22 protein-coding genes are annotated in these 21,061 nt (G+C 57.9%); 12 read left to right on the top strand and 10 right to left on the bottom strand.

The window, feature by feature from the left end; genetic code table 11:
• The first annotated feature begins 216 nt into the window (after positions 1 to 216).
• A complete protein-coding gene (locus ABRP98_RS08965) occupies positions 217 to 597 on the top strand; it encodes a cold-shock protein (RefSeq protein ID WP_349858802.1) in 381 nt (126 codons plus the stop codon).
• Here ABRP98_RS08965 and ABRP98_RS08960 read toward each other — a convergent pair.
• The gene (locus tag ABRP98_RS08960; RefSeq protein ID WP_284640777.1) at positions 594 to 1,127 is read right to left on the bottom strand and encodes a DUF2771 domain-containing protein; all 534 of its coding nucleotides are present in this window, start codon (positions 1,125 to 1,127) and stop codon (positions 594 to 596) included. The genes ABRP98_RS08965 and ABRP98_RS08960 overlap by 4 nt on opposite strands.
• 6 nt (positions 1,128 to 1,133) lie before the next feature.
• Positions 1,134 to 1,940 (bottom strand): glutaminyl-peptide cyclotransferase, encoded by an 807-nt coding sequence (locus tag ABRP98_RS08955; RefSeq protein WP_349858799.1) that lies wholly within the window; start codon positions 1,938 to 1,940, stop codon positions 1,134 to 1,136.
• Positions 1,941 to 1,945: 5 nt separating this feature from the next.
• On the opposite strand from ABRP98_RS08955, the gene ABRP98_RS08950 reads away from it, so the two are divergent.
• The 3 genes from ABRP98_RS08950 to ABRP98_RS08940 are packed head-to-tail and all read left to right on the top strand — an operon-like array spanning position 1,946 to position 4,885.
• A complete protein-coding gene (locus ABRP98_RS08950; RefSeq protein ID WP_349858798.1) occupies positions 1,946 to 2,614 on the top strand; it encodes a DUF3027 domain-containing protein in 669 nt (222 codons plus the stop codon).
• 50 nt (positions 2,615 to 2,664) lie between these two features.
• A complete protein-coding gene (locus ABRP98_RS08945; RefSeq protein ID WP_349858796.1) occupies positions 2,665 to 4,068 on the top strand; it encodes an NCS2 family permease in 1,404 nt (467 codons plus the stop codon).
• Between the two features lie 10 nt (positions 4,069 to 4,078).
• Positions 4,079 to 4,885, top strand: coding sequence for a TrmH family RNA methyltransferase (locus ABRP98_RS08940; RefSeq protein WP_349858794.1), 807 nt, complete (start codon positions 4,079 to 4,081; stop codon positions 4,883 to 4,885).
• Here ABRP98_RS08940 and ABRP98_RS08935 read toward each other — a convergent pair.
• From ABRP98_RS08935 to serC, 3 genes are all read right to left on the bottom strand, one after another.
• A complete protein-coding gene (locus ABRP98_RS08935; RefSeq protein ID WP_284796818.1) occupies positions 4,846 to 5,676 on the bottom strand; it encodes a DUF6928 family protein in 831 nt (276 codons plus the stop codon). The genes ABRP98_RS08940 and ABRP98_RS08935 overlap by 40 nt on opposite strands.
• A 3-nt stretch (positions 5,677 to 5,679) precedes the next feature.
• Positions 5,680 to 6,528 (bottom strand): septation protein SepH, encoded by an 849-nt coding sequence (gene sepH, locus ABRP98_RS08930; protein WP_349858793.1) that lies wholly within the window; start codon positions 6,526 to 6,528, stop codon positions 5,680 to 5,682.
• A 106-nt stretch (positions 6,529 to 6,634) separates the two neighbouring features.
• Entirely contained in the window at positions 6,635 to 7,753 is a 1,119-nt protein-coding gene (gene serC / locus ABRP98_RS08925; RefSeq protein WP_349858791.1) for a phosphoserine transaminase, read from the bottom strand.
• A 157-nt stretch (positions 7,754 to 7,910) separates the two neighbouring features.
• Between serC and ABRP98_RS08920 the strand changes: the two genes are divergently transcribed.
• From ABRP98_RS08920 to ABRP98_RS08885, 8 genes are all read left to right on the top strand, one after another.
• Positions 7,911 to 9,203 carry a citrate synthase gene (locus tag ABRP98_RS08920; RefSeq protein WP_284770571.1) on the top strand — a complete coding sequence of 431 codons (1,293 nt, stop codon included), beginning with the start codon at positions 7,911 to 7,913 and terminating at the stop codon, positions 9,201 to 9,203.
• 121 nt (positions 9,204 to 9,324) lie between these two features.
• A complete protein-coding gene (locus tag ABRP98_RS08915; RefSeq protein ID WP_349858789.1) occupies positions 9,325 to 9,684 on the top strand; it encodes an FKBP-type peptidyl-prolyl cis-trans isomerase in 360 nt (119 codons plus the stop codon).
• A gap of 118 nt (positions 9,685 to 9,802) precedes the next feature.
• On the top strand, positions 9,803 to 10,660 hold the full coding sequence (locus ABRP98_RS08910) for an aldo/keto reductase (RefSeq protein ID WP_502878797.1): 858 nt from the start codon (positions 9,803 to 9,805) through the stop codon (positions 10,658 to 10,660).
• A 33-nt stretch (positions 10,661 to 10,693) separates the two neighbouring features.
• Complete coding sequence (locus ABRP98_RS08905; RefSeq protein ID WP_349858787.1) at positions 10,694 to 11,185, top strand: cysteine hydrolase family protein; 492 nt, start codon at positions 10,694 to 10,696, stop codon at positions 11,183 to 11,185.
• Positions 11,185 to 12,363: a hypothetical protein gene (locus ABRP98_RS08900; RefSeq protein ID WP_349858786.1), complete on the top strand. Its 1,179-nt coding sequence runs from the start codon at positions 11,185 to 11,187 to the stop codon at positions 12,361 to 12,363. The genes ABRP98_RS08905 and ABRP98_RS08900 overlap by 1 nt, the downstream gene beginning before the upstream one ends.
• 291 nt (positions 12,364 to 12,654) lie before the next feature.
• Complete coding sequence (locus tag ABRP98_RS08895) at positions 12,655 to 13,002, top strand: DUF485 domain-containing protein (RefSeq protein WP_284770573.1); 348 nt, start codon at positions 12,655 to 12,657, stop codon at positions 13,000 to 13,002.
• Positions 13,003 to 14,646, top strand: coding sequence for a monocarboxylic acid transporter (locus tag ABRP98_RS08890; RefSeq protein ID WP_349858784.1), 1,644 nt, complete (start codon positions 13,003 to 13,005; stop codon positions 14,644 to 14,646).
• A 39-nt stretch (positions 14,647 to 14,685) separates the two neighbouring features.
• Positions 14,686 to 15,642 (top strand): hypothetical protein, encoded by a 957-nt coding sequence (locus ABRP98_RS08885; RefSeq protein WP_349858782.1) that lies wholly within the window; start codon positions 14,686 to 14,688, stop codon positions 15,640 to 15,642.
• A 2-nt stretch (positions 15,643 to 15,644) separates the two neighbouring features.
• Here ABRP98_RS08885 and ABRP98_RS08880 read toward each other — a convergent pair whose 3' ends face one another.
• The 5 genes from ABRP98_RS08880 to ABRP98_RS08860 form a co-directional block, all read right to left on the bottom strand.
• Positions 15,645 to 16,550 (bottom strand): DUF1906 domain-containing protein, encoded by a 906-nt coding sequence (locus ABRP98_RS08880; protein ID WP_284852320.1) that lies wholly within the window; start codon positions 16,548 to 16,550, stop codon positions 15,645 to 15,647.
• Between the two features lie 78 nt (positions 16,551 to 16,628).
• Positions 16,629 to 17,057 (bottom strand): OsmC family protein, encoded by a 429-nt coding sequence (locus tag ABRP98_RS08875; protein WP_349858780.1) that lies wholly within the window; start codon positions 17,055 to 17,057, stop codon positions 16,629 to 16,631.
• 88 nt (positions 17,058 to 17,145) lie between these two features.
• Positions 17,146 to 18,174, bottom strand: coding sequence for an ABC transporter ATP-binding protein (locus ABRP98_RS08870; protein ID WP_349858778.1), 1,029 nt, complete (start codon positions 18,172 to 18,174; stop codon positions 17,146 to 17,148).
• 2 nt (positions 18,175 to 18,176) lie between these two features.
• Positions 18,177 to 19,781, bottom strand: coding sequence for an ABC transporter permease (locus tag ABRP98_RS08865; RefSeq protein ID WP_502878796.1), 1,605 nt, complete (start codon positions 19,779 to 19,781; stop codon positions 18,177 to 18,179).
• An 18-nt stretch (positions 19,782 to 19,799) separates the two neighbouring features.
• Positions 19,800 to 20,831, bottom strand: coding sequence for an ABC transporter substrate-binding protein (locus tag ABRP98_RS08860; protein ID WP_349858775.1), 1,032 nt, complete (start codon positions 20,829 to 20,831; stop codon positions 19,800 to 19,802).
• Between the last annotated feature and the right edge of the window lie 230 nt (positions 20,832 to 21,061).

Genomic DNA, 21,061 nt, shown 5'->3' with positions numbered 1-21,061 from the left:
TTGCGGCGACACTGGGGGCCAGCGTAGCGGTTTATAACGAAATAGTCACGTTCTGGGCACTAAATGGGAAAGAATTGAGACTATTGTGGTTCTGTCCGCAAAGTTTCCGCAGGTAGGTGCGGTAGTGTGAACTATATCACATTACATGTGGAACTTCTGTTCTGTATAACTTCCAGCTAAACTTAAGAATTTACCCAAGAGAAGAGGTGGATACCTATGCCCATTGGCAAAGTGAAGTGGTATGACGCCGAGAAAGGTTTCGGTTTCGTTAGCAACCCGGGCGATGAAGACGTCTACGTCGGCCGGAATGTCCTGCCCGAGGGAGTAGAAGAAATCTTTCCGGGCCAGCGCATCGAATTCGATTTCGCGGCGGGGCGCCGCGGACCGCAGGCGCTGCGGGTGCGCGTGCTGGACAAGCCGCGCCGCCGCACGCCGTCGCGTAAGCCGGAAGAGCTCGGCAGCATGGTCTCTGATGTTATGACCCTGCTGGAATCGCAGGTGCAGCCGGTGTTGAACTCGGGTCGCTACCCCGAGCGCAAAACCGGGCGCCAAGTAGCAGAAATCCTGCGCGCGATTGCGAAGGATTTAGATAGTTAATCATCCATGGTGGATAGGGACCACACGGTGGCGAGGGGGGTTTCTTCGCCATCGTCGTCGGTGCCAATCATGAGGGAGGAAACCTCCACCACCATAAGCCGGGGGCGCTCGCCAGTCGATGCCTCGATGGGATCTACCGAACCGGGGATATCTACCTCGGTCGTTTCATTCGCACCGTGAGAGGTTTCGTCATTGGCGGCGGGGTCATCATAAATGGAGAGCACCTTCCATTCGTGATTAGAAATCTCCTCGGGGATCTCTAGGTGCAAGGTGTCATCTTTGCCCACCGTTAACTGGGGAACATCGCCTTCGGGGCACTCGGTTCCCGGCTCGCAGACGAGGTAGGGCGTGACCTCCTTCGAGTTATCTCCCACGGAGGCGGTAATCGCGATCTCACTCGGCTCTGGGCCTGGCCGCGAATTGTGCCAACTCTGAAAGATCACCACGGAGGCGACGATGAGCGCCACGACTACGATGAGCGCGAGGATCTGCAGCAGCGACTTTTTCCTTGCTTCCTTACGGGTTGCCATGGCCCATTACTTTACTCGAACGCGGTAGAGCTCATCCCACCGCTTGCCGGTAAGCCAGAATTCATCGGTGCCCGCGATATGCGCGATGCCGTTTAAGACATCATCGGGATCGGTATATTTCGACTTATCGATGGCATCGGTAGAAATCACCGCGGTGACCTCCCCAGAGGAGGGATCGATGCGGTAGATATCGTTGGTCTGCCACACGTTGGCATAGACATCACCGTCCACGCATTCCAGCTCGTTGAGATCCTCTACGGGCGAGCCCTCGAGGGTGACCTCGGTGGTGGAGCGCTCCGCAAAGGTTTCCGGATCCATGTGCCGCAGGGTAGAGGTGCCATCGGACATGATGAGCTCGTCCTGGTTGGCACAAAGCCCCCAGCCTTCGCCGGTATAGGTGGCGGTCCCAGTGCGCTGGAAGTCGCCGTCATAGCGCAGGGCCTGCCCGCGCTTCCAGGTCAATTGCCAGATGGAATCGCCGTATTGGGTAATGCCTTCCCCAAAAAGCGAGTCATCCAGGGCATGGGCTTGGAGGACCTCGCCGGTTTCAGGGGAGAAGCGGATGAGCTTGGATTCGCCCCATTGCCCGGTGCCGAGCAGGAGGTTGCCCTCTCCGTCTTCTTCTAGGCCTTGCGTAAAGGAGTTCTCTGGCAGCGGCGCGGTATCGAGGACTTCCACTGATAGGTGCTCGGGGGAGGAAGATTCAGAAGCATCAGAAGAGCAGGCTGTTAAGGCGCAGCAGGGCACGGCAATGAGCGCGGCGCGGCGGAGAAACGACATGCACCATATGTACCACTGTTGGCGGGCCATCATGAATAATGAGGGGCGTGACTAAGCGAAAAGCAAATCCGTTGATCGATTCCCGCGCCGTACGCATTGCGCGTGAGGCATTGGAAGAGGTGGGGGAAGGGGGCATCGGCAAGCATAGGGGCGTCGCCGGAATGGGCCGCAACGTTGTCACCCATCGCTTTGCGGCGGATATGCCGGGCTACCCAGGATGGGAATGGCAGGCCGTGCTCGCGTGCGCGGATGGCTCGCGCTACGTCACCGTCAACGAGGTGGCGCTGGTGCCGGGCGGGGAGGCGCTGCAGGCCCCGGAGTGGGTGCCGTATGAGGATCGCGTGCTGCCGGGGGATTTGGGCCCGGGAGACCTCATGCCGCCGGCCATCGATGATGAGCGCCTGAATGGAGATGAGCTTTCCGCCAAGGGGCTGGCGGATGCCAAGCATCGCTGGCAAGAAGAATATGGCCCAACCTCGGAGATGGCGGCCAAGGCGCACCTGCAGTGCCGCACGTGCGCTTTTTATATGCAATTCATGGATAACTTTGGGGTATGCGCCAACGAGTATTCCGCCGATGGTCGCGTTGTACATGCGCGCTACGGTTGCGGTGCGCATTCGCAGACGCGGGTGAGCGAGGAGAAGGCGCCGGCCGCGGCCTTCGATGATGAAAAGCCCATTTACCAAGATTTTGATTTTGAGGATTAAGGCAGCACACTTAGGGCGTAAAAATACCGCTCTACGTGAAAGGGCACGGCGTGAAAGCCACTCTCGATCGCTATTTCCACATTTCTGAACGCGGTTCCACCATCGGAACCGAGCTACGCGCGGGAACGGTCTCGTTCTTCGCCATGGCATACATTATTTTGCTCAACCCGCTGATCCTGGGCACGAGCCCGGACGCGGAGGGCTATACCTTAGGCGTGCCGCAGGTTGCGGCCGCCACGGCGCTGGTCGCCGGCGTGATGTCCATTGCCTTCGGTGCGATTGCGAAGTACCCCTTCGCCATGGCCGCGGGCCTGGGCATGAATACCTTCGTTGCCGTCAGCATGGTCGCCACCAGCGGGCTGACCTGGCAAGAAGCAATGGGCCTCGTGGTAATCGAGGGCCTTATCATCGTCCTGCTCGCCGTGTCCGGATTCCGCACCGCGGTATTTGACGCCATCCCGCAGCCGATGAAGGCCGCGATGGGCGTGGGCATTGGCATGTTCATCGCCATGATCGGTTTCGTGGATGGCGGGTTCGTCACCCGCGTGCCCGATGCCGCACAGACCACCGTGCCGGTGGGGCTGGGCATTAATGGCTCGATTGCCACCTGGCCGGCGGTGGTCTTTGTCATTGGTCTTATTATTTGTGCCTTCATGGTCATCCGCAATGTGCCGGGCGGGCTTTTTATTGCCATCATCCTTAACACCGTGATTGCTTTTATTGTTCAGGCGCTCACGGACTCCGAGGACTGGGGCATGGCCGCCCCAGAGACCCCGGATGCGCTGGGAGGCCTGCCGGATCTTTCCATCGTGGGCGATGTGAACCTGGTGGGCGCCTTTGCCAATATTGGCGTGATCTCCACGGTTCTGCTCATTTTTACCCTGCTGCTGACCAACTTCTTTGATGCCATGGGCACCATGACCGGGCTGGGCAAGCAGGCCAAGCTCGTGGATGACAACGGCAACCTGCCAGCCATGAAGAAGGCGCTGGTTGTGGAAGGCGCCGGCGCGGTGGCCGGTGGTTTGGGCTCGGCATCCTCGAATACCGTCTTTGCGGATTCCTCTGCCGGCATTGCCGATGGCGCCCGCACCGGCCTGGCCAATATCATGACCGGCCTGCTGTTTATCGCCGCCATGTTTTTCACCCCGCTCTATGAGATCGTGCCCATCGAGGCCGCTGCGCCGGTGCTGGTTATCGTGGGTGTGATGATGGCTGCGCAGCTCACGGATATTCCGTGGACGCGCATGGAAGTGGCCATCCCGGCCTTTTTAACCATCGTGGTCATGCCGTTTACCTATTCCATTGCCAACGGCATCGGCGTGGGCTTTATTACCTTCGCGCTCATGTCGACCTTTGCTGGTAAGGCCAAGCAGGTGCACTGGATCATGTGGCTGCTTGCTGGCTTGTTCGTCATTTACTTTGGCATCGATCCGATTTCGGAGGCCATCGGCTAGCCTGGAAGGCATGCATATTTCTGATCCCCGTGACCCTCGCCTGGACGATATTCGGAACCTCAACAAATCCGATAAATCCGGCGAGGGTTTGGTCATTGCAGAAGGCCCCCTGGTGGCCGCCCGCCTCATGGAATCGCGGTTCCCTATGCGTTGCCTGGTGGGCTTTCCCCAGAAGCTGGAGGCCTTCTTTGCCCAGTACGGCGAGCCCGAGTGCCCCGTCTACGAGGTCTCGCGCGAGACCCTTGCGGAGGTCGCGGGCTTCGATATGCACCGCGGGCTGGTTGCCGCAGCGGACCGCGCCCCAGAGCCGGAGGTGGGCGAGATTCTGGAGCGTTCCCGCACCATCGCCGTGCTGGAGGGCGTGGGGGATCATGAAAATATCGGCGCCATTTTCCGCCACGCAGCCGGCATGAACGTGGATGCGGTATTGCTGGGCTCAGGCGCTGCGGATCCGCTCTATCGCCGCTCGGTGCGCGTATCCATGGGCCACGTGCTGCGCGTGCCCTTTGCCCATTTGGAGGGTGGTTTCACCACGTGGCAGCATTCCTTGCAGGCGCTTGCCGATGCCTCCTTTACCCTCATTTCCTTAACCCCCAACCCCCAAGCGGTGCACCTGGCAGAGGCCATGCACGGGCAGGACAAGGTGGCCATGCTGGTAGGCGCGGAGGGCCCCGGGCTTACCGAGCACGCAATGAAGGCCACCGATATCCGCGCGCGGATACCAATGGCCCCAGGAACTGATTCCCTAAACGTTGCGACCGCGGCCGCCATTTCCTTTTATGAGCGCCAGCGATCCTTAAGTGACTTAAACGTCTGACGCAGCCAGTTGCCAATCAGCGAACCGAGCTGCTTCGCGGTGGAAAGGATCTCATCGCCAGTGGAATCCGGCTCGGCATCGTGGTCCTCGTAGTCGTCATAGTCGTTGAGGCCCAGCCTGTTTGCGGATTGGGCGGCGAACTCGCTGACCGGCTGCTTTGGCTTCGGCGGATCGATCTTGGGCTCTGGGCGCCCGTCGACGGCATAGCCCACGACGTCCAGGTCTGGGCCTTCCTGCCCCACGGTGATGCCTAACCAGTGTTCTTGGGAGGCCTCCATGATGCTGTGGGGCCGAAACGGTAGGGAAATGCCGCCGAGGGATTCGTCCTTTTCGCCGGCCCAGAACGGCGCCTCAAAGGGCTCGGGTAGGCCGGTGTCCTCGTAGAGGCGGTCACGGGTGGCGCACAGGCAGCGCTTGAGCTCGCCGCCTTCCCACAGCGCGAAGCCCGCATAGTCCTCGTCTGCGTTACTGACAAGCGCGATGACCCGCTGGGCGGGGACCGCGCTTAAGAGGTCTTTCGGCAGCTGGGAAAGCAGCACTGAATCGCCCTCGCAGACCGTTTGCACCACGGTAATGCCCGGGTAGCCGCCGATGTAGTACTCATTCGGATCCGTCTGCGCGGAGCGGTTCAGGGGGAATTGCCCAATCGGGGTGACCGGGAACTTGGGGTTGAGCTGGGCTAGGAACTTGCGGCCGAACCCGCGGTCCGCCTTGGGCTCGGTCTTGAGAACTTCTTCGGCGCCGGGCTTGGAGATGTACCACAGCGTGAGAACGGCATGAGAGATGTCCACTGTTTAGTCCCTCGGACGCTTGGTATTGGAGCGAACGCCCAAGAGCACGTCCTCCCAGTGTGGGGTGACGGCCTTGCGGCGGCGCTTCGAGGGCTTGGACTCGGAGGAAGGATTCTGCAGGAATTCCTCTTCTTCCGTCTCCTCGCTGGGACCGGAAATATCGGTGACATTGGCGGGCTGATCGCCGTCAATGGCTTCGTCGTAGCGGCCGCTGCCCAAGGAGGTTAGTGAGCGCACCGGCTGTACGAAGTCCGGGTCCGTAAGGTCTGCCGCGACCGAGTTGCGGGCCTCGACCGTAGCGGGGGAGGACATGGACTGCTTGAAGGTCCATTCCGCCTCGTTTTCAGAAAGCCCCGCCTTCCAGGTCACGCGCACAACCCACGGCTCGCCTTGGTGGCGGTAGGCATCCCACGTGGACTCCGAGAGGGAGTGGCCGCGGGCGGCAAAGGAGCTCGCCAGTACTTCCCACAGGGTGAGCTTGGCGGGGCCGTCCTCGCGCACTGGGTGGGCCTGCTTGGACACCTCAGAAATGCGATTGCGCTCCAACATGACTGGGTAAGCAAAGGGCTCGATGCGCGATTCATCGACGTGCATCTCTTCCGCGAGCTCTGCCGTGGAAGCACCGGCACGGATGCGGTTTTGGATCTCCGCCGGCCGGATCTGCTTTTCTTCCTCTTCGTGGGAGGGCTTGGGCATCGGCGCTAGCTTCGGCGGTTCTGGCTTGCTAGCGGTGGGCGTGAGGGCGGAACGCAGCTCATCGGTGATGGGAAGGGAAAACTCTTCGCCTTCTTCGGTGCGTAACACCAATGAGTCTTCGCTAGATTCGCTGTCAACGAGAAACAGCTCGCGCATAGTGTGGCGCTCCTTTGCCTATCGACGGAAGGACGGATCTGTGATGCAGTCAACTATAACGCGAAAACGCCCCGCGCCATGCGAGGCGGCGGGGCATGTTGATGACTTAGTTGGCATCCAGCACGTAGTCGATGCACTGCGTGAGCTTGGCGATGTCCTCGGTTTCAATCGCCGGGAACATGCCCACGCGCAGCTGGTTGCGGCCCAGCTTCCGGTACGGCTCGACATCGAGGATGCCGTTGGCGCGCAGGGTAGCGGCAAGTTGTGCGGCATCCACGGATTCGTCGAAATCAATGGTGCCCACGACCAGCGAGCGCGCCGCCGGGTCGCTGACGAATGGGGTGGCCTCCGGGCGCGATTCGGCCCAGTTGTACAGCGTGGAGGAGGATTCGGTGGTGCGCTTGACCATGCCGTCGAGCCCGCCATTGTCATTCATCCACTTAATCTGGTTATCCAGCATGAGCAGGGTGGCAATCGCCGGGGTGTTATAGGTCTGGTTCTTGCGGGAGTTATTCACCGCGGTCTGCAGGTTCAAAAACTCCGGAATGAAGCGGTCGGAGTTATTGATCTTTTCGATGCGCTCCAGCGCGGCCGGGGACATGGCGGCGAGCCAAAGGCCGCCGTCGGAAGCGAAGCACTTCTGCGGCGAGAAGTAGTACACGTCGGTCTCTGCGATATTAACGGGAAGGCCGCCGGCGCCAGAGGTGGCATCGACAAGCACGAGCTGCTGGTCGTTGTGGGGGTGGGGGCGGACAACCTCCGTCATCGCACCGGTTGAGGTCTCATTGTGGGCCCAGGCGGCGACATCGGCATCGGCAGCAAGCTCGCGCGGATCCGGGGCGGTGCCGACAGGGGATTCGGTCAGTGCTGGGGCATCGAGCCATGGAGCCTTGGAAGAGGCCTTGGCAAACTTGGTGGAGAACTCACCAAAGGTAAGGTGGGCCGACTGACGCTCGATGAGACCGAAGGTAGCCGCATCCCAAAAAGCGGTGGCGCCGCCCAAGGACAGGACAATTTCGTACCCCTCCGGAAGCGAGAAGAGATCGCTTAAGCCCTCGCGCACGGAACCGACGAGGTTTTTCACCGCCGGCTGGCGGTGCGAGGTGCCCACGATAGCGGGGTCAATAGCCTCGATCTGGGCGGGGCGCACCTTGGAGGGGCCGCAGCCAAAGCGGCCATCGGAAGGCAAGAGATCTGCTGGCAGTGTGATTTCTGGAGTACTCATGCCGCTAGTGTAGAACAGTTCCGGTTGGATGGCAGGTATTTTGATGTCCATAAACTTGTTGGCAGTATCACAAAGTTTGCTAGAGTGTGAATAGGTCAAAGGCTCACGGCGTAAGTTGGCGCCTTTAAAGAACTCTTTAACAGGGAAAGGAAATTCCGTGTCTACTGAAGAAAACAAGGTAGTACTCAAGCACGCTGGCAACGAGTACGAGATGGATATCAAGCAGTCCACTGAGGGCGATTCCGGCTTCGATATCTCCAAGCTCCGCAAGGAAACCGGGCTTGTTACCTTCGACCCCGGCTACACCTCCACCGGCTCCACCGAGTCCAAGATTACCTTTATTAACGGTGAGGAGGGCATCCTTCGTTACCGTGGCTACGATATTGCTGAATTGGCAAATAACGCCACCTTCAATGAGGTTTCCTACCTGCTGATTAAGGGTCACCTGCCGGATGAGCAGGAGCTGTCGGAGTTCAATAACGCCATCCGCCACCACACCCTCTTGGATGAGGACTTTAAGGCGCAGTTCAACATCTTCCCGCGCGATGCACACCCGATGGCCGTGCTTGCGTCCTCCGTGAACATTCTCTCCAGCTACTACCAGGACCAGCTGGACCCACTGGATGAGGAGCAGCTGGACAAGGCTACCGTTCGCCTGCTGGCTAAGGTGCCGATGCTGGCCGCTTACGCCTTCCGCGCATCCCAGGGTAAGCCTTATATGTACCCGGATAACAACCTCAATGCGCGCGAAAACTTCCTGCGCATGATGTTCGGTTACCCCACCGAGGAGTACGAGGTTGACCCGGTTGTCTCCAAGGCGCTGGACAAGCTGCTCATCTTGCACGCTGACCACGAGCAGAACTGCTCCACCTCCACCGTGCGCATGATTGGTTCTGCACAGGCCAACATGTTCGTCTCCATCGCCGGCGGCATCAACGCCCTGTCCGGCCCGCTGCACGGCGGCGCAAACCAGGCCGTGCTGGAGATGCTCGAGGACATCGAGAAGAACAACGGCGGCGACGCTACCGACTTCATGAACCGCGTGAAGAACAAGGAAAAGGGCGTTCGCCTGATGGGCTTCGGCCACCGCGTGTACAAGAACTACGACCCACGCGCGGCCATCGTCAAGGAAACTGCACACGAGATCATCGATCACTTGGGCGGCGACCCGATGCTGGACTTGGCCATGAAGCTGGAAGAGATTGCGTTGAATGATGACTACTTCGTCTCCCGCAAGCTCTACCCGAACGTGGACTTCTACACCGGCCTCATCTACCGCGCCATGGGCTTCCCGACGGACTTCTTCACCGTCCTCTTCGCCATCGGCCGCCTGCCGGGCTGGATTGCTCAGTACCGCGAGCAGCTGGAGATGAACTCCAAGATCAACCGTCCTCGCCAGATTTACACCGGTGAAACCCTGCGCAAGGTTACCCCTCGCAGCGAGCGCTAATTAGCGCTTTTGGTCGCCCCAATTCAGCCGAATCGGGCTTGAGCACTATAATTGGTGCAGCTCGGTTCGGTTTTATTGCGACCGCACGAACAAACTAGATTTCCCAAGGAGAATAATCCCCATGGATAAACCTGTTATTGAAGCCCAGTCTGGCCCGGCGCCGACCGACCTTGTCATCGAGGACATCGTCGTAGGCGATGGCGCTGAAGCTCAGTCTGGTGGCGTAGTGGAGGTCCACTACGTGGGTGCCGAATATGAGACCAACCAAGAATTCGATTCCTCGTGGGACCGTGGTCAGTCCATCGAGTTCCCACTGACCGGTCTCATTGCCGGCTGGCAAGAGGGCATCCCGGGAATGAAAGTGGGCGGTCGCCGTCAACTCATCATCCCGCCGGAAAAGGCCTATGGCCCCGCCGGCGGTGCGCACCCGCTGTCCGGCCGCACCTTGGTCTTTATCATTGACCTCATCCGCGCCGACTAGACTGCGCTAAAAACGTTGAACCGGCTCCCGAAAAAGGGGAGCCGGTTTTTCGTTGTACTGGGGCCTTAGTTCTTTCAAGTGCCCGCATAAGACAGGAAACTGGGGCACAATAGGAACTATGACTGTGCCAACTATTTCTTTCAATGATGACCGCGAGATGCCCCAGCTCGGTCTGGGCACCTACAAGCTTAATGATGATGAATGCATTCGCGTAGTCCGCGAAGCCATTGACTTGGGCTACCGCCACTTTGATACGGCGACGCTGTACAAGAACGAAGAGGCCTTGGGTACTGCGCTGAACCAGGCCATTGACGCGGGCGATGTCACCCGCGAGGACCTGTTTATCACCTCCAAGGTCTGGCACTCTCACCACGGCGCGCAGAAGGCGGAACAAGCCTTCCAGGAATCCATGGAGAAGTTGAAGCTGGATTACTTGGACCTGTACCTCATCCACTGGCCGTGGCCACAGGGCGGGCTGTACGTGGAGACCTTTGAATCCATTGCGCGCCTGCAGGGCATGGGTCAGATCGCTTCCATTGGTGTCGCTAACTTCTACGAGGAGGTCCTCGAGGATCTCATTGACAAGACCGGCATCACCCCGGTGCTCAACCAAGTAGAGCTGCACCCTGGATTCACCCAGCCGGAGCTGCGCGAATTTCACCACAAGCACGGCATCGTGACCGAGGCGTGGTCGCCGCTGGCGCGCGGTGTGGTGCTCAATAACCCAGAGATTGAAAAGATTGCCGCTGCGCACGAGGCTACCGAGGGCCAGGTGGTACTGGCGTACCTGATGGCCAAGGGCATTTCCGTTATTCCGAAGTCCGCCCGCAGCGAGCGTCTCAAGGAGAACCTGGCCGCCGCGGAGCTAGAGCTGGGCAAGGATGAAATCGCGGCTATTGACTCCTTGGAAGGCCAAGAAGGCTTCGGCCGCATGTTTAATGATCCCCGCGAATTCCCGGGTGCGGAACAGAATTAATGGGCACTCAAAGAGTGAAAGGAGGTTAGGAAAGTGTCTAGGCACGGATTAGTAGTTATCGACGTTCAAAATGGTTTCATTTCTGAGTACACTTCCCAGTGCTTACCAGCCATTTACGAGCTACTGGGCGATGAGCGCTTTGACGTGATAGTCGCTACTAGGTTCTTTAACCCGGAGGGGTCTTTGTATCGCTCCCAGATTCACTGGCAACGGCTAACAGAATCGCCAGAAATTGACTTAGATCCGCGAGTACAGGAGGCTGCGGATTATATCCTGGATAAGCCAAGTTATTCTGCGGGCCAGAATCTGCTCGATATCGTGCGCAGGGAAAATCTGGATGAGGTTACGGTCGTCGGAATTGATACGGACGTGTGCGTCCTTATGAATGCGGCGCTTCTTTTTGATAACAACATTTCGGTCTCCGTAGATACTCGGGCCTGTGCAACAAATGGGGGTCCAGAAGCAGAAAAAGCGGCATTCCGGCTTTTGCAGCGCTTTATCGGGCGCGACTTCGTACTGCGCTAATGCTTACGCGCTATGAATTTCTCCCCTTCGAGCTGGGGACCCCAGTGCGCTCACAGCAGCTTGCCGATGTCGCACGGCGTACCTGTACCGAGTGCGGCTGGATCGATGTAACTGGCCGGTTCAATCAGATAGATGTGCGCGTTGTGACTCCCAATTGCGTAGGCATTTTTAAAAAGCAGGACTTGCTTTTTTATATTGCGGAGTCTGGATACGGGGTGGTCAGAGTGGGATACTCCTATCCTTCTGCTTCTGCATATGCGGAAGCAGTCGATGCACTGATCGGGCGCATAGAATTCCAGCGGGCCATAGAGATGGGGGAGATCCCCGACTCAGTAGCTGAAGGGAAAGAGCTGATTTCCACGCTGCGTAGGAAGTTGGCCAAGAAATCCAAATTGGATGTCCGTGCACACGTCGACGGATTCTTCACCTATTCTCTGTCAGCATTTATTACCTCACCGGAGAGTGACAGGCTGCTGCTCTCCGCACTTTTGCATCCTCGCTCTGTGGGGTGCAGCATCTCCCAGGCTACCAAAGCACTACCAGATTCCGAACACGTAGAGTCCTTGATTCGCGCCAATACGAAAGAATGTCCCGAGCCAGTGGTGTGTGAAGCCACGAAAGGTGATTTCTATTCTTCTTGGTCCAGCGTGGTGGTATGTCCGCGCACTGGGACTTTATTGGAAGACTTGGTCACCCTCTCTGAGTTTCGGATCCAATCCACATGGCTTACCGCTTACCGGCTGAATCAACGTGCTTCCGATACGCCGTTGGTACGTGCTAATTCAAAAGTTGGATTGCAGCTGTTGTTAGATGGTCAAGAATTTTCACAGATTAGATCGCGGGTGGGGCAGCGTTTGGGTGCTAACTCACCCCATGATGCTACCGCCATTGTGGATGATATTTTCCGTACCAGTGAGCTCGCAGTAGAAATGGATAACGCTGCGGATGCTTTGGAACTAGCTAGAGCCAGAATTGATTTTGCTACGCAACAACACGAGGCGAAGAGCAAAAGTATTTTGGAGGTTTTCGGCCTAGTCTTTGCTTCCGCAGGCTTAGCAGACTTGATGTTTTCGCTGCCCATAGACAGTGAGACTATTTCTGCGGAGCTAAACCAAGTTATCGTATGGGCCGTGGTAACTGTGGTGGGAATTGTTTTTATTTTTCGCCAACGCTTTTAATGCACGCGAGGATTAGAGCGGCGGTAGCACTGCGAATGTCAGTTAATGTCTAGTTAACAAAATTTGCGAACCACATAAATCCTGAGTGGAGGGGGTGATTTGCAAAGAATATTAGCCCAGTTCACCGGAGCCTATCGGGCTAAAAGGGGGGAGTTTGCGTGAGGTGTATTGGCAATATTTACTGCTTTGCAAACAATGTTCTGTATCTTACATAACAACGCGAGTAGTGATGAACAACACATTGCTCCTCGTTTGTACAGAACCTCTCTCACCCAAGGAGACAACCCTTCTATGAGTGATACAACTGCTCCCGTCGAGCGCCGTGACCTTACGGCAGCCGACTACATAGAAATGCGCGATAGCGAAGAGTTTGGCGAACTGCGCAGCGCTTATCGTAGTTTCACTTTTCCCATGACCGTCGCGTTTTTCGTGTGGTACATCGTCTACGTGCTCACCGCCGTGTTTGCGCCTGATTTTATGGCCATTGAGCTTGGCGATGGCGGCTGGAACGTCGGCCTCGTCTTCGGCCTAGCCCAGTTCCTGACCACGTTCATCATTACCTGGATTTACGTGAAATACGCCAATAAGAATATTCAGCCTAAATCGGTTGCTATTCGCGAGAAGTTGGAGGCCAAGTAAATGACTACCACTTACCTTGCACAAGAAACTTCTGCCGGTAACCCGATTCTGAATATCTCCATCTTCGGCATCTTCCTTGTGGTCACCATGGCCGTCGTGTTGCGCGCCGGCAAGACTACGAAGAAGGCGTCTGACTTCTATACCGGCGGTGGCTCGTTCTCCGGCCGCCAGAATGGCTTGGCCATTTCCGGTGACTACCTTTCTGCGGCATCCTTCCTCGGCATCGTTGGTGCGGTGGCGCTTAACGGCTACGACGGATTCTTGTACTCCGTCGGCTTCTTCGTCGCTTGGCTCGTAGCCCTGATGCTCGTGGCTGAGCCGATGCGTAACGTGGGCCGCTTTACCATGGCGGACGTTTTGTCCTTCCGTCTGAAGCAAAAGCCGGTGCGCGTGGCCGCGTCCATCGCCACCCTCTTCGTGACGCTGTTCTACCTCATTGCACAGATGGCCGGCGCTGGTTCGCTGGTGGCCGTGCTGCTGAACATCCATGACTTCAAGTGGCAGGCAGTCGTCGTCGGTATCGTCGGCGTGCTGATGATCCTCTACGTCCTGGTCGGCGGCATGAAGGGCACCACCTACGTGCAGATGATTAAGGCCGTCTTGCTGGTGACCGGTGTGGTCATCATGTGCATCATGGTGTTTGTCTCCCTGCGCGGTGGCTTTAGCAACATGTTCAGCACCGCTATTGATATGCACGCGTCGTCCGATTACCTCCATGAAAAGGGCTATGAGGCCAAGGAAATCATGGAACCGGGCCTGAAGTACGGTGGCTCTACCGCCGCTAAGCTGGACTTCATCTCCTTGGGTATGTCCCTGGTTCTGGGTGTGGGTGGCTTGCCGCACGTGCTGATGCGCTTCTACACCGTGCCGACTGCCGTTGAGGCTCGTCGCTCCGTGACCTGGGCCATCGTTATCATCGGTGCCTTCTACCTGATGACCCTGATTCTGGGCTACGGTGCAGCCGCACTGGTTGGCCCGGACCGCATCCTGAACGCACCGGGTGGCGCGAACGCCGCGGCACCGCTGCTGGCACTGGAAATCGGTGGCTCCATCTTCATGGCCATTATTTCCGCCGTGGCCTTTGCTACCGTGCTCGCCGTGGTGGCGGGCTTGGCGATTACCGCCTCCGCCTCCATCGCGCACGATATTTACCACGCGGTTATCCGCAACGGTGAGTCCACCGAGGCAGAGCAGGTGCGCGTCTCGCAGGCCACCGTGGTGGTCCTGGGTATTGTCTCCATCATCTTGGGTATCTTGGCGATGACCCAGAACGTGGCCTTCCTGGTCTCCCTGGCCTTCGCAGTGGCGGCATCGGCTAACCTGCCGACCATCCTGTACTCGCTGTACTGGCGCCGCTTCAACACCGCGGGTGCCGTGGCCTCCATGTACACCGGTGTCGTCTCCTGCTCGGTCCTCATCTTCTTCTCCCCAGCGGTATCCGGCACCGAAAGCGCCATGTTCCCGAACGCGGACTGGGCTATCTTCCCGCTGACCTCGCCGGGTCTGGTCAGCATCCCGCTGTCCTTCTTCGTTGGTTGGTTTGTCTCCATCGTGACCAAGCCGGACAACTTGGACGAGCTGGCGGCAGAGATGGAAGTTCGTTCCCTGACCGGTGTGGGCGTCGAGGCCCCAGTCCAGCACTAATTGCCCACAAGGTAGCAATTACCGGTAATATGGTTCGACGTGTTTAATCCGTCCTCTCTCAACGCGGCGGCATCAGTAAAGGCTGGTGCCGCCCTTGCCGTGTGCATGCTTGCTTGCTCTACGGTTGCTGGGTGTAGCAATAGCGAGCGAGATAGCACCGCTAAAGCCGAAGACACCACGATCACCGCGCATAGGGCATCAAAGGTGCCCCCGTGGATCAATGAATTCCTCAAGGGGGATGAGGATCATTCCATTAGCTATATTCGCCTGCACGATGGCATGTATATGGGCTCTGCGGCAGAACAGGATCCCCGCCCGGCGCTCAGCCTCATCAAGCTTTATATCGCTACCTACGTCATCGAGCAGGGCGAGTACGAAGATAAATTTGAGGCGCTCGGCATGATTGCCAGCTCTTCTGATAAGAGCGCCGAGGAGCTGTTCAAGAAGTACCCGGATTCCATCGATAGGATTGCCAAGGAATATCACCTGGAATCCACCAAGGCGGGCGAGACTTGGGGCTATTCGGAAACCTCCACCTATGACGTGGCCAGCTTCATTTCCCAGCTCATCAAGCGCGATGAAACCCACCCCGTGCTGGTGGCGATGTCGCAAGCGGATCCGGTCTCAGAAGATGGCTATGACCAGGACTATGGCACCGCGAAGCTCTCTAATGTGGTGGGCAGCAAGTGGGGCTGGTCCAACGATAAGTCGATCAATTCCTCGGTGTCCTTTGGCAAGAACTTCGTCGCCGCGGCATCCATTAATGGATCCGCCGATGACCTCACGGACTACGTGAAGAGCGAAATCAACGGCGAGAATCTGGGCAAGGCCACCGAGCGGTTCCTGAAGTACAAGAACGGCGAGGACGTCCCACCCATCGAGACAACCGAGGACGTCCCACCCATCGAGACAACCTCAGAAAAGCCGACCTCGAGCGAGAAGAAGGACGAGGGCAAAAAGGACGAAAAGAAGTCCTCCGAGCCCAAGGGGAAATAGGCCTACTTAATGGCCTTGGCGATGTCCTGGGCGGCATCGGCAAGCCCGCGAATTTGCTCGTTGCTTAGCGATGACCCCTTAAAACTCACCCCATCCGCGGTGAGCTGCGGCAAATCCGGCATATTGGGGATGGCCTCGTCCAGGGTAGAGCTGAGATCCTGGATGCCTGGCTGCTTGGAGCCGGGTGTCCATTGGCCCCAGTCGCTGGCGTAGACCTCGTTGACATCGACGATGACGTTCTCGATGGTCTGCTGGCGCGACTGCGGAAGCTGGTGAATGGTGGTCTTGGGGTGGATTTTCCCGTTGGAACCCCAATCGTGCATCCAGTAGAACGTGCCAATCCCATCGCGGCTGGCCCACTCGATGGTGTTGTAGTTGCCGTAAACGCCGGTCTGGTAACCGGCTACAGACAGCGCCTTGGAAAACGCCTGCAGGTAAGGCCGGATGAACTGGTTGTAGTGCTCGCGGGTGGGGTTGTCGTCGATGGCGATATAAATGGGCCGGTTCGTGGGGCCACCGGCGGCTTTGTGTAGTGCGATGGCCTGCGGGGCGTGGATGGCGGCGCCTGCCGCGCCCTGCTTCCAATCGGCTGTTTCGGCGCGGCCGAATTGATAGACCGAGGCCGTGGGCAGGCCGGCGGCGGCATTGGCAGCAGTCTCTTGCAGCGTGACCGGCTTGCCGGTCATCCAGGCCGCGCCGGGACGCTTATTGGAGACGTAGCGAATAGCGCCGATATGGCCCGCGCGCTTGATGGCGGCGGGGGAGGGGACGCCAGAGGAAAAGTCAATGATGGTCCCGCGCACCGGGCCGAGGGCGGCGGCAGAGGGTGCGGCCGTACCAATGGCCCCAGCGGTAAGGGCAAGGGCGCTTGCCTTCAAGAGGCCGCGACGAGACAGAGACGGTGACATGAAAAGCTCCTGCAGTGATCGCATTAGTCACAATAGTTAACAAATGCACCATAGCAGGAGGCGGTGGGTGGATCGTGTTTATTTTGACACGTTGCTAAATTCCACGTTTGTGGCGTGTTCCACGGTGCGCGATACCGTGCAGTCCTTCTCGTGGGAAATGCGGATGAGGTTATCCACGAGCGCGCGGGCCTTATCGCCGTCTGGGGTGGAGGGGAAGGCGAGGTCGAAGGCGACGCGGACATCGGAAAGCCGCGAGGCGCCATCCTCATCCACGCGGTTGCCCTCTGCGCGCACCTGGAAAGACTCCGGCTCGGTGCGCCGGGAGGTTACAACATCCACGTCTACCGCGGTGCACCCGGCGACGGCGGCTAGCAGGAGCTCCACCGGCGATAACAGGCCCTCCCCGCGGCCAAACTCGATGCTGGCGCCGTCCGCATTGGTGGCGCGGTACACCGAATTTTCTACGCGGTTAAGGTCAACGGAATACTGCTTCGTGATTTCACTCATGGCTTAAAGCTTAAGCCAGGCTCGGGATATAGGCCACGCTGCAGCAAAGGATTAAATGCAGCGATAGGAAATCGGACACAGTGCGCACTTAATATATCAACGGCGGCGAGAAGCGGATACGCACCGATTGTCCAAGCTCTGGTTTATTATCTGCGGTAGTCCGGAACGTGACCCCAGACTCATGGGAGGCGGTAACGGAGTAGTGTCCGGCTTCGAAAATGGCGGAGTCAACCACCGCCGCAACCGTGGCACCTGGATGGTTTTCCTCCACGATCGTCGCGTGGTGCGGCAAGATGGCGGCCTTAGTGCCTTCGCCTCGCACGGTTACGTCACTCAACGGCCAAGAGATACCAAGAGTCGGGCACTCGACGCGGCCTCCTGAGATAGTGGTCTGGACAATCGTGGCATCCGCAATAAATCCCGCGACCACCGGGCTAGCGGGATTTTCCAGCAGCTGTTGCGGAGTAGCAATCTGCTGGATTTCGCCGCCGTCTAGAACCACGACTCTATCTGCGATTGCCAGCGCCTCGGCGCGATCGTGGGTGACGTGCACCGTGGTTAGGCGTTGCTTTTGTGTCAGGGCTACCAGCTCGCGGCGCAAATTATCGCGCAATGGTTCATCGAGGGCGGAAAGCGCCTCATCCAGTAATAAAACTTTGGGCTTAGCGACGATCGCTCGGGCCAGGGCAACGCGCTGGCGCTGCCCGCCAGAAAGGCTGTCTGGTGTACGGTCTTCGAATCCTGGCAGGCCCACGAGAGCTAAAGTCTCAGATATGCGCTCTTCGCGCTCGGCCTTTGCTACTTTCGCCCGGCGCAGCGGGTAGCCAACATTGTCCTTTACAGACATGTGCGGCCAGATCGCGTGCTGTTGGAAGACCATGCCGATGCCGCGTTTCTCCGGCGGAATATCAGTCATCTGCCGGCCATCTATGTAAAGCTCACCTGACGATGGAGAAATAAAACCAGCGATGGTGCGCAGGAGCGTGGTTTTACCGGAGCCTGACGGGCCAACGAGTGCAATGAGTTCCCCAGGCTCGATGGAGAGGTTGATATCGCGCAGGCCGGTGGTTCCATCCGGAAAAGTGACCGTGAGGTGGGAAGCTGCAATTTTCGCCATTATTAAGTCCTTACCTTAGGAGCGCGGATAGTCAGTGCGAGGGCAATGATGCCTAGCAGCGCAAAGAGCAAAGCGAGTGCCGATGCCTGGTTATAATTTCCTGCCTGTTGCAGGTTGAAGACTTGCACACCCAGCGTTGTAGTTCCCGGGGCGACGAGGAGTACGGAAATAGTAAGTTCTCGAATCGCGGTCACCGCGACGAGCACCGCACCGGAGATCGCCGCCGGAATGGTCATTGCGCCGGTGGTAGTAAATAGCGCCTTAAGCTGCGTGGCGCCAGAAATACGCGCTGCTTCTTCCACGGTGACCGGGGTGCTTATTAGCGGGGCACGCACGGATTGGACAACGAGTGCGGTAAAAGCGCAGACGTAAGCGATAAGGATTATCCAAATGGTGTTATATAGCCCGGTATAGCGCCCGGCAATCAGCCAGGCGACGCCGATGATGAGCCCCGGCAGCGCGCTCGGTAGCAGCGCAGACAGCGTTAAAAGGGTATTTCCCCGGGCCTGGGTCCGAGTCACTAGAATTCCGATGACCCAGCCAAGAATCCCGCAGATTATCGCGGCGGTTATTGACAGAAATGCGGAATTGGTTAGGCCGTCGATAACGCGCGGGTTGGATAAAGCACTGCTAAAATTCGCCAACGAGATGGTTTCTAAGGTAAACGGAACTCCAGGGGCTGGCAGCAACGCGCGGTAGGCCAAACCGAGGATCGGGCCAATGGAAATGGCGAGCCCGCACACCCACATGATGATCGTGACCGGCCAACGCGCTGAATGCAGCGCAAAGCGCGCCGGGCTTCCGGAGTCATGGGTAGAAGACGAGTTTTTCAGGGAGGTGAGATAGTCCATGATGACTGCGCCGATTCCCAGAAATAAGAGGACGACGCCGATGGTCGAAACCACCTGCAAGGGGTTGGATACGGTGCCGGAATCAATGAACCGGTAAATCATCGTCGCGAGCGTTTCGAATCGAGCCGGCGAGCCGATAATGGCAGGAATTCCGAAATCCGCCAGATTAGCAATTGCCGTGAGGGTAAACGCGGATAACAGCGCAGGGCGCAGGAGCGGAAGGGTGACCGTGCGCAGAACAGTCATCACGGAAGCACCAGATACTCGGGCGGCTAGCTCAAAATCAGTAGAGATGGAGCGCAGGCTCGAAGAAATGATGACGTATGCCGTGGGAAAAGAGTGGATAGTCATCAGCGCAATGACCCCGTCTGCGCCGTAGATATTCCATATTTCGAACCCAAAGAGCTTATTCAAACCCTGATTCGGGCCGAAGAGTTGAATCCAGGCGATCGCTCCGATAAATGGCGGAACCAAGAGTGGCGAGAGCAGGAATAGGCGCAGAACCGAAGAGCCGTAAATATCCGTGCGGTCTAGCGCGATGGCAATAACGGTGCCGATGATGACGGCGGCGAGCGCCGAAAGAGCCGTGGTGAAAAGCGAATTCCATGTAGCACTACCGAGCCCTTGCTCTAGCAGGACGGGAATTTGGTTTCCACCCAGTGCAAGGGAGACAACAAGGGCCAAAGGCGCGATGAACAGGCCAATGGCAATGAGCCACACGCCAACGCGCAGCGCGGATACAGAGGGATTTTTCAACAAACGAGCCATCAAGAACTAGGAAGCCACTGCCTTTTGGAATACCTCGACGGCGACGTCTTTATCCTCGGTGATTTTCTCCAGGTCCTGGTCCATGAGCTCAATGTCTGCGAGTTCAGGGGTGCCCGCTGGGGTTCCCACATCCTCGCGCACAGGCAGGTACGACTGCTCGACGGCAATTTCTTGTGCCTTCTTCGAAAGCAGGAAGTTGATGTACTTCTGTGCCGCTTCTTGCTCCTTGGAGTCTTTGAATACGCCCGCAGGCTCAGAAATATACGGTGATCCCTCGGTGGGGTAGGCAAGGGCAACCGGGGATCCCTTATCCGCGAGGTCGCGGACTAAGTAATCGACAACCACACCTACGGGCCTAGAACTGGAGGCGATTTCCTGGGAGGTAGGGCCATTGGACTCTGCGATCATCGGGGAATTCTTGCCCAGGTCTTCGATCCACGCTTCACCGAGGTCTGAATTGTTCTTCCATGCTGAGGCATTGAAGGCCGCCGCACCAGAGACCGCTGGGTTAGGCATGACGAGTTTGTCCTTGTACTTCGGATCGGTGAGATCCGCCCACGAGGTCGGGGCATCGCCTTCTGCGATTTCATCGGTGTTATAAGCAATGACCGTAGGGATGATGCGCGTGCCGACATAAAAATTCTCGTCATCCTTGGCCTCGTCGATGATGTCATCGGAATCGAGATCGGCAAGCTCGATGAGATCGCCATCCTCACCGTAATTTTCAAAGGTAGGTGCATCGGCTGCCCAGAAAACATCCGCTTCGATATCGCCAGATTGCTTCTCCGAAGAAATGCGCGCGTTCAAATCGCCGGTACCGGCGCGGTATACCTTGACCTCGATATCGGGGTGTTCCTCGTTGAAGGCCGCATTGATTTCATCGACCTTTTCTTCTGGCTCGGACGTATAGACGGTAATGGTGGTTGAATCGCTTGCGGCCTGCGTATCTTCATCGTCGGTCGCAGGCTCACCGCACGAGCTAAGAAGAACGGTTGAAGCAAGGGCTAGGGCAGCGAGAGATGAGTGCTTTGGCTTCATCGGGAAGTTCCTCCAGAGAGAGTAGTGATCAGGAACGTCAATCTAACTGCACCGAAGTTAAGGAAACTTAGGATCGATGTGAACGCGCAGTAAATTCTTTGAGCTCCTGGGCGGATGTTGTGGAGGGAGGGCTCGCCAAGGAACCTCGCTCGAATGGGCAGCCTTTTAGTGGTGAACAGCGGGAAACCAGGAGGTGACAAGCTCAAGGTAACCCCACATTGGGGGGGGGG

Source organism: Corynebacterium sp. KPL2838, assembly GCF_040225455.1.
Classification (GTDB): domain Bacteria; phylum Actinomycetota; class Actinomycetes; order Mycobacteriales; family Mycobacteriaceae; genus Corynebacterium; species Corynebacterium rhinophilum.
This window is presented reverse-complemented; position numbering and strand designations above follow the sequence as displayed.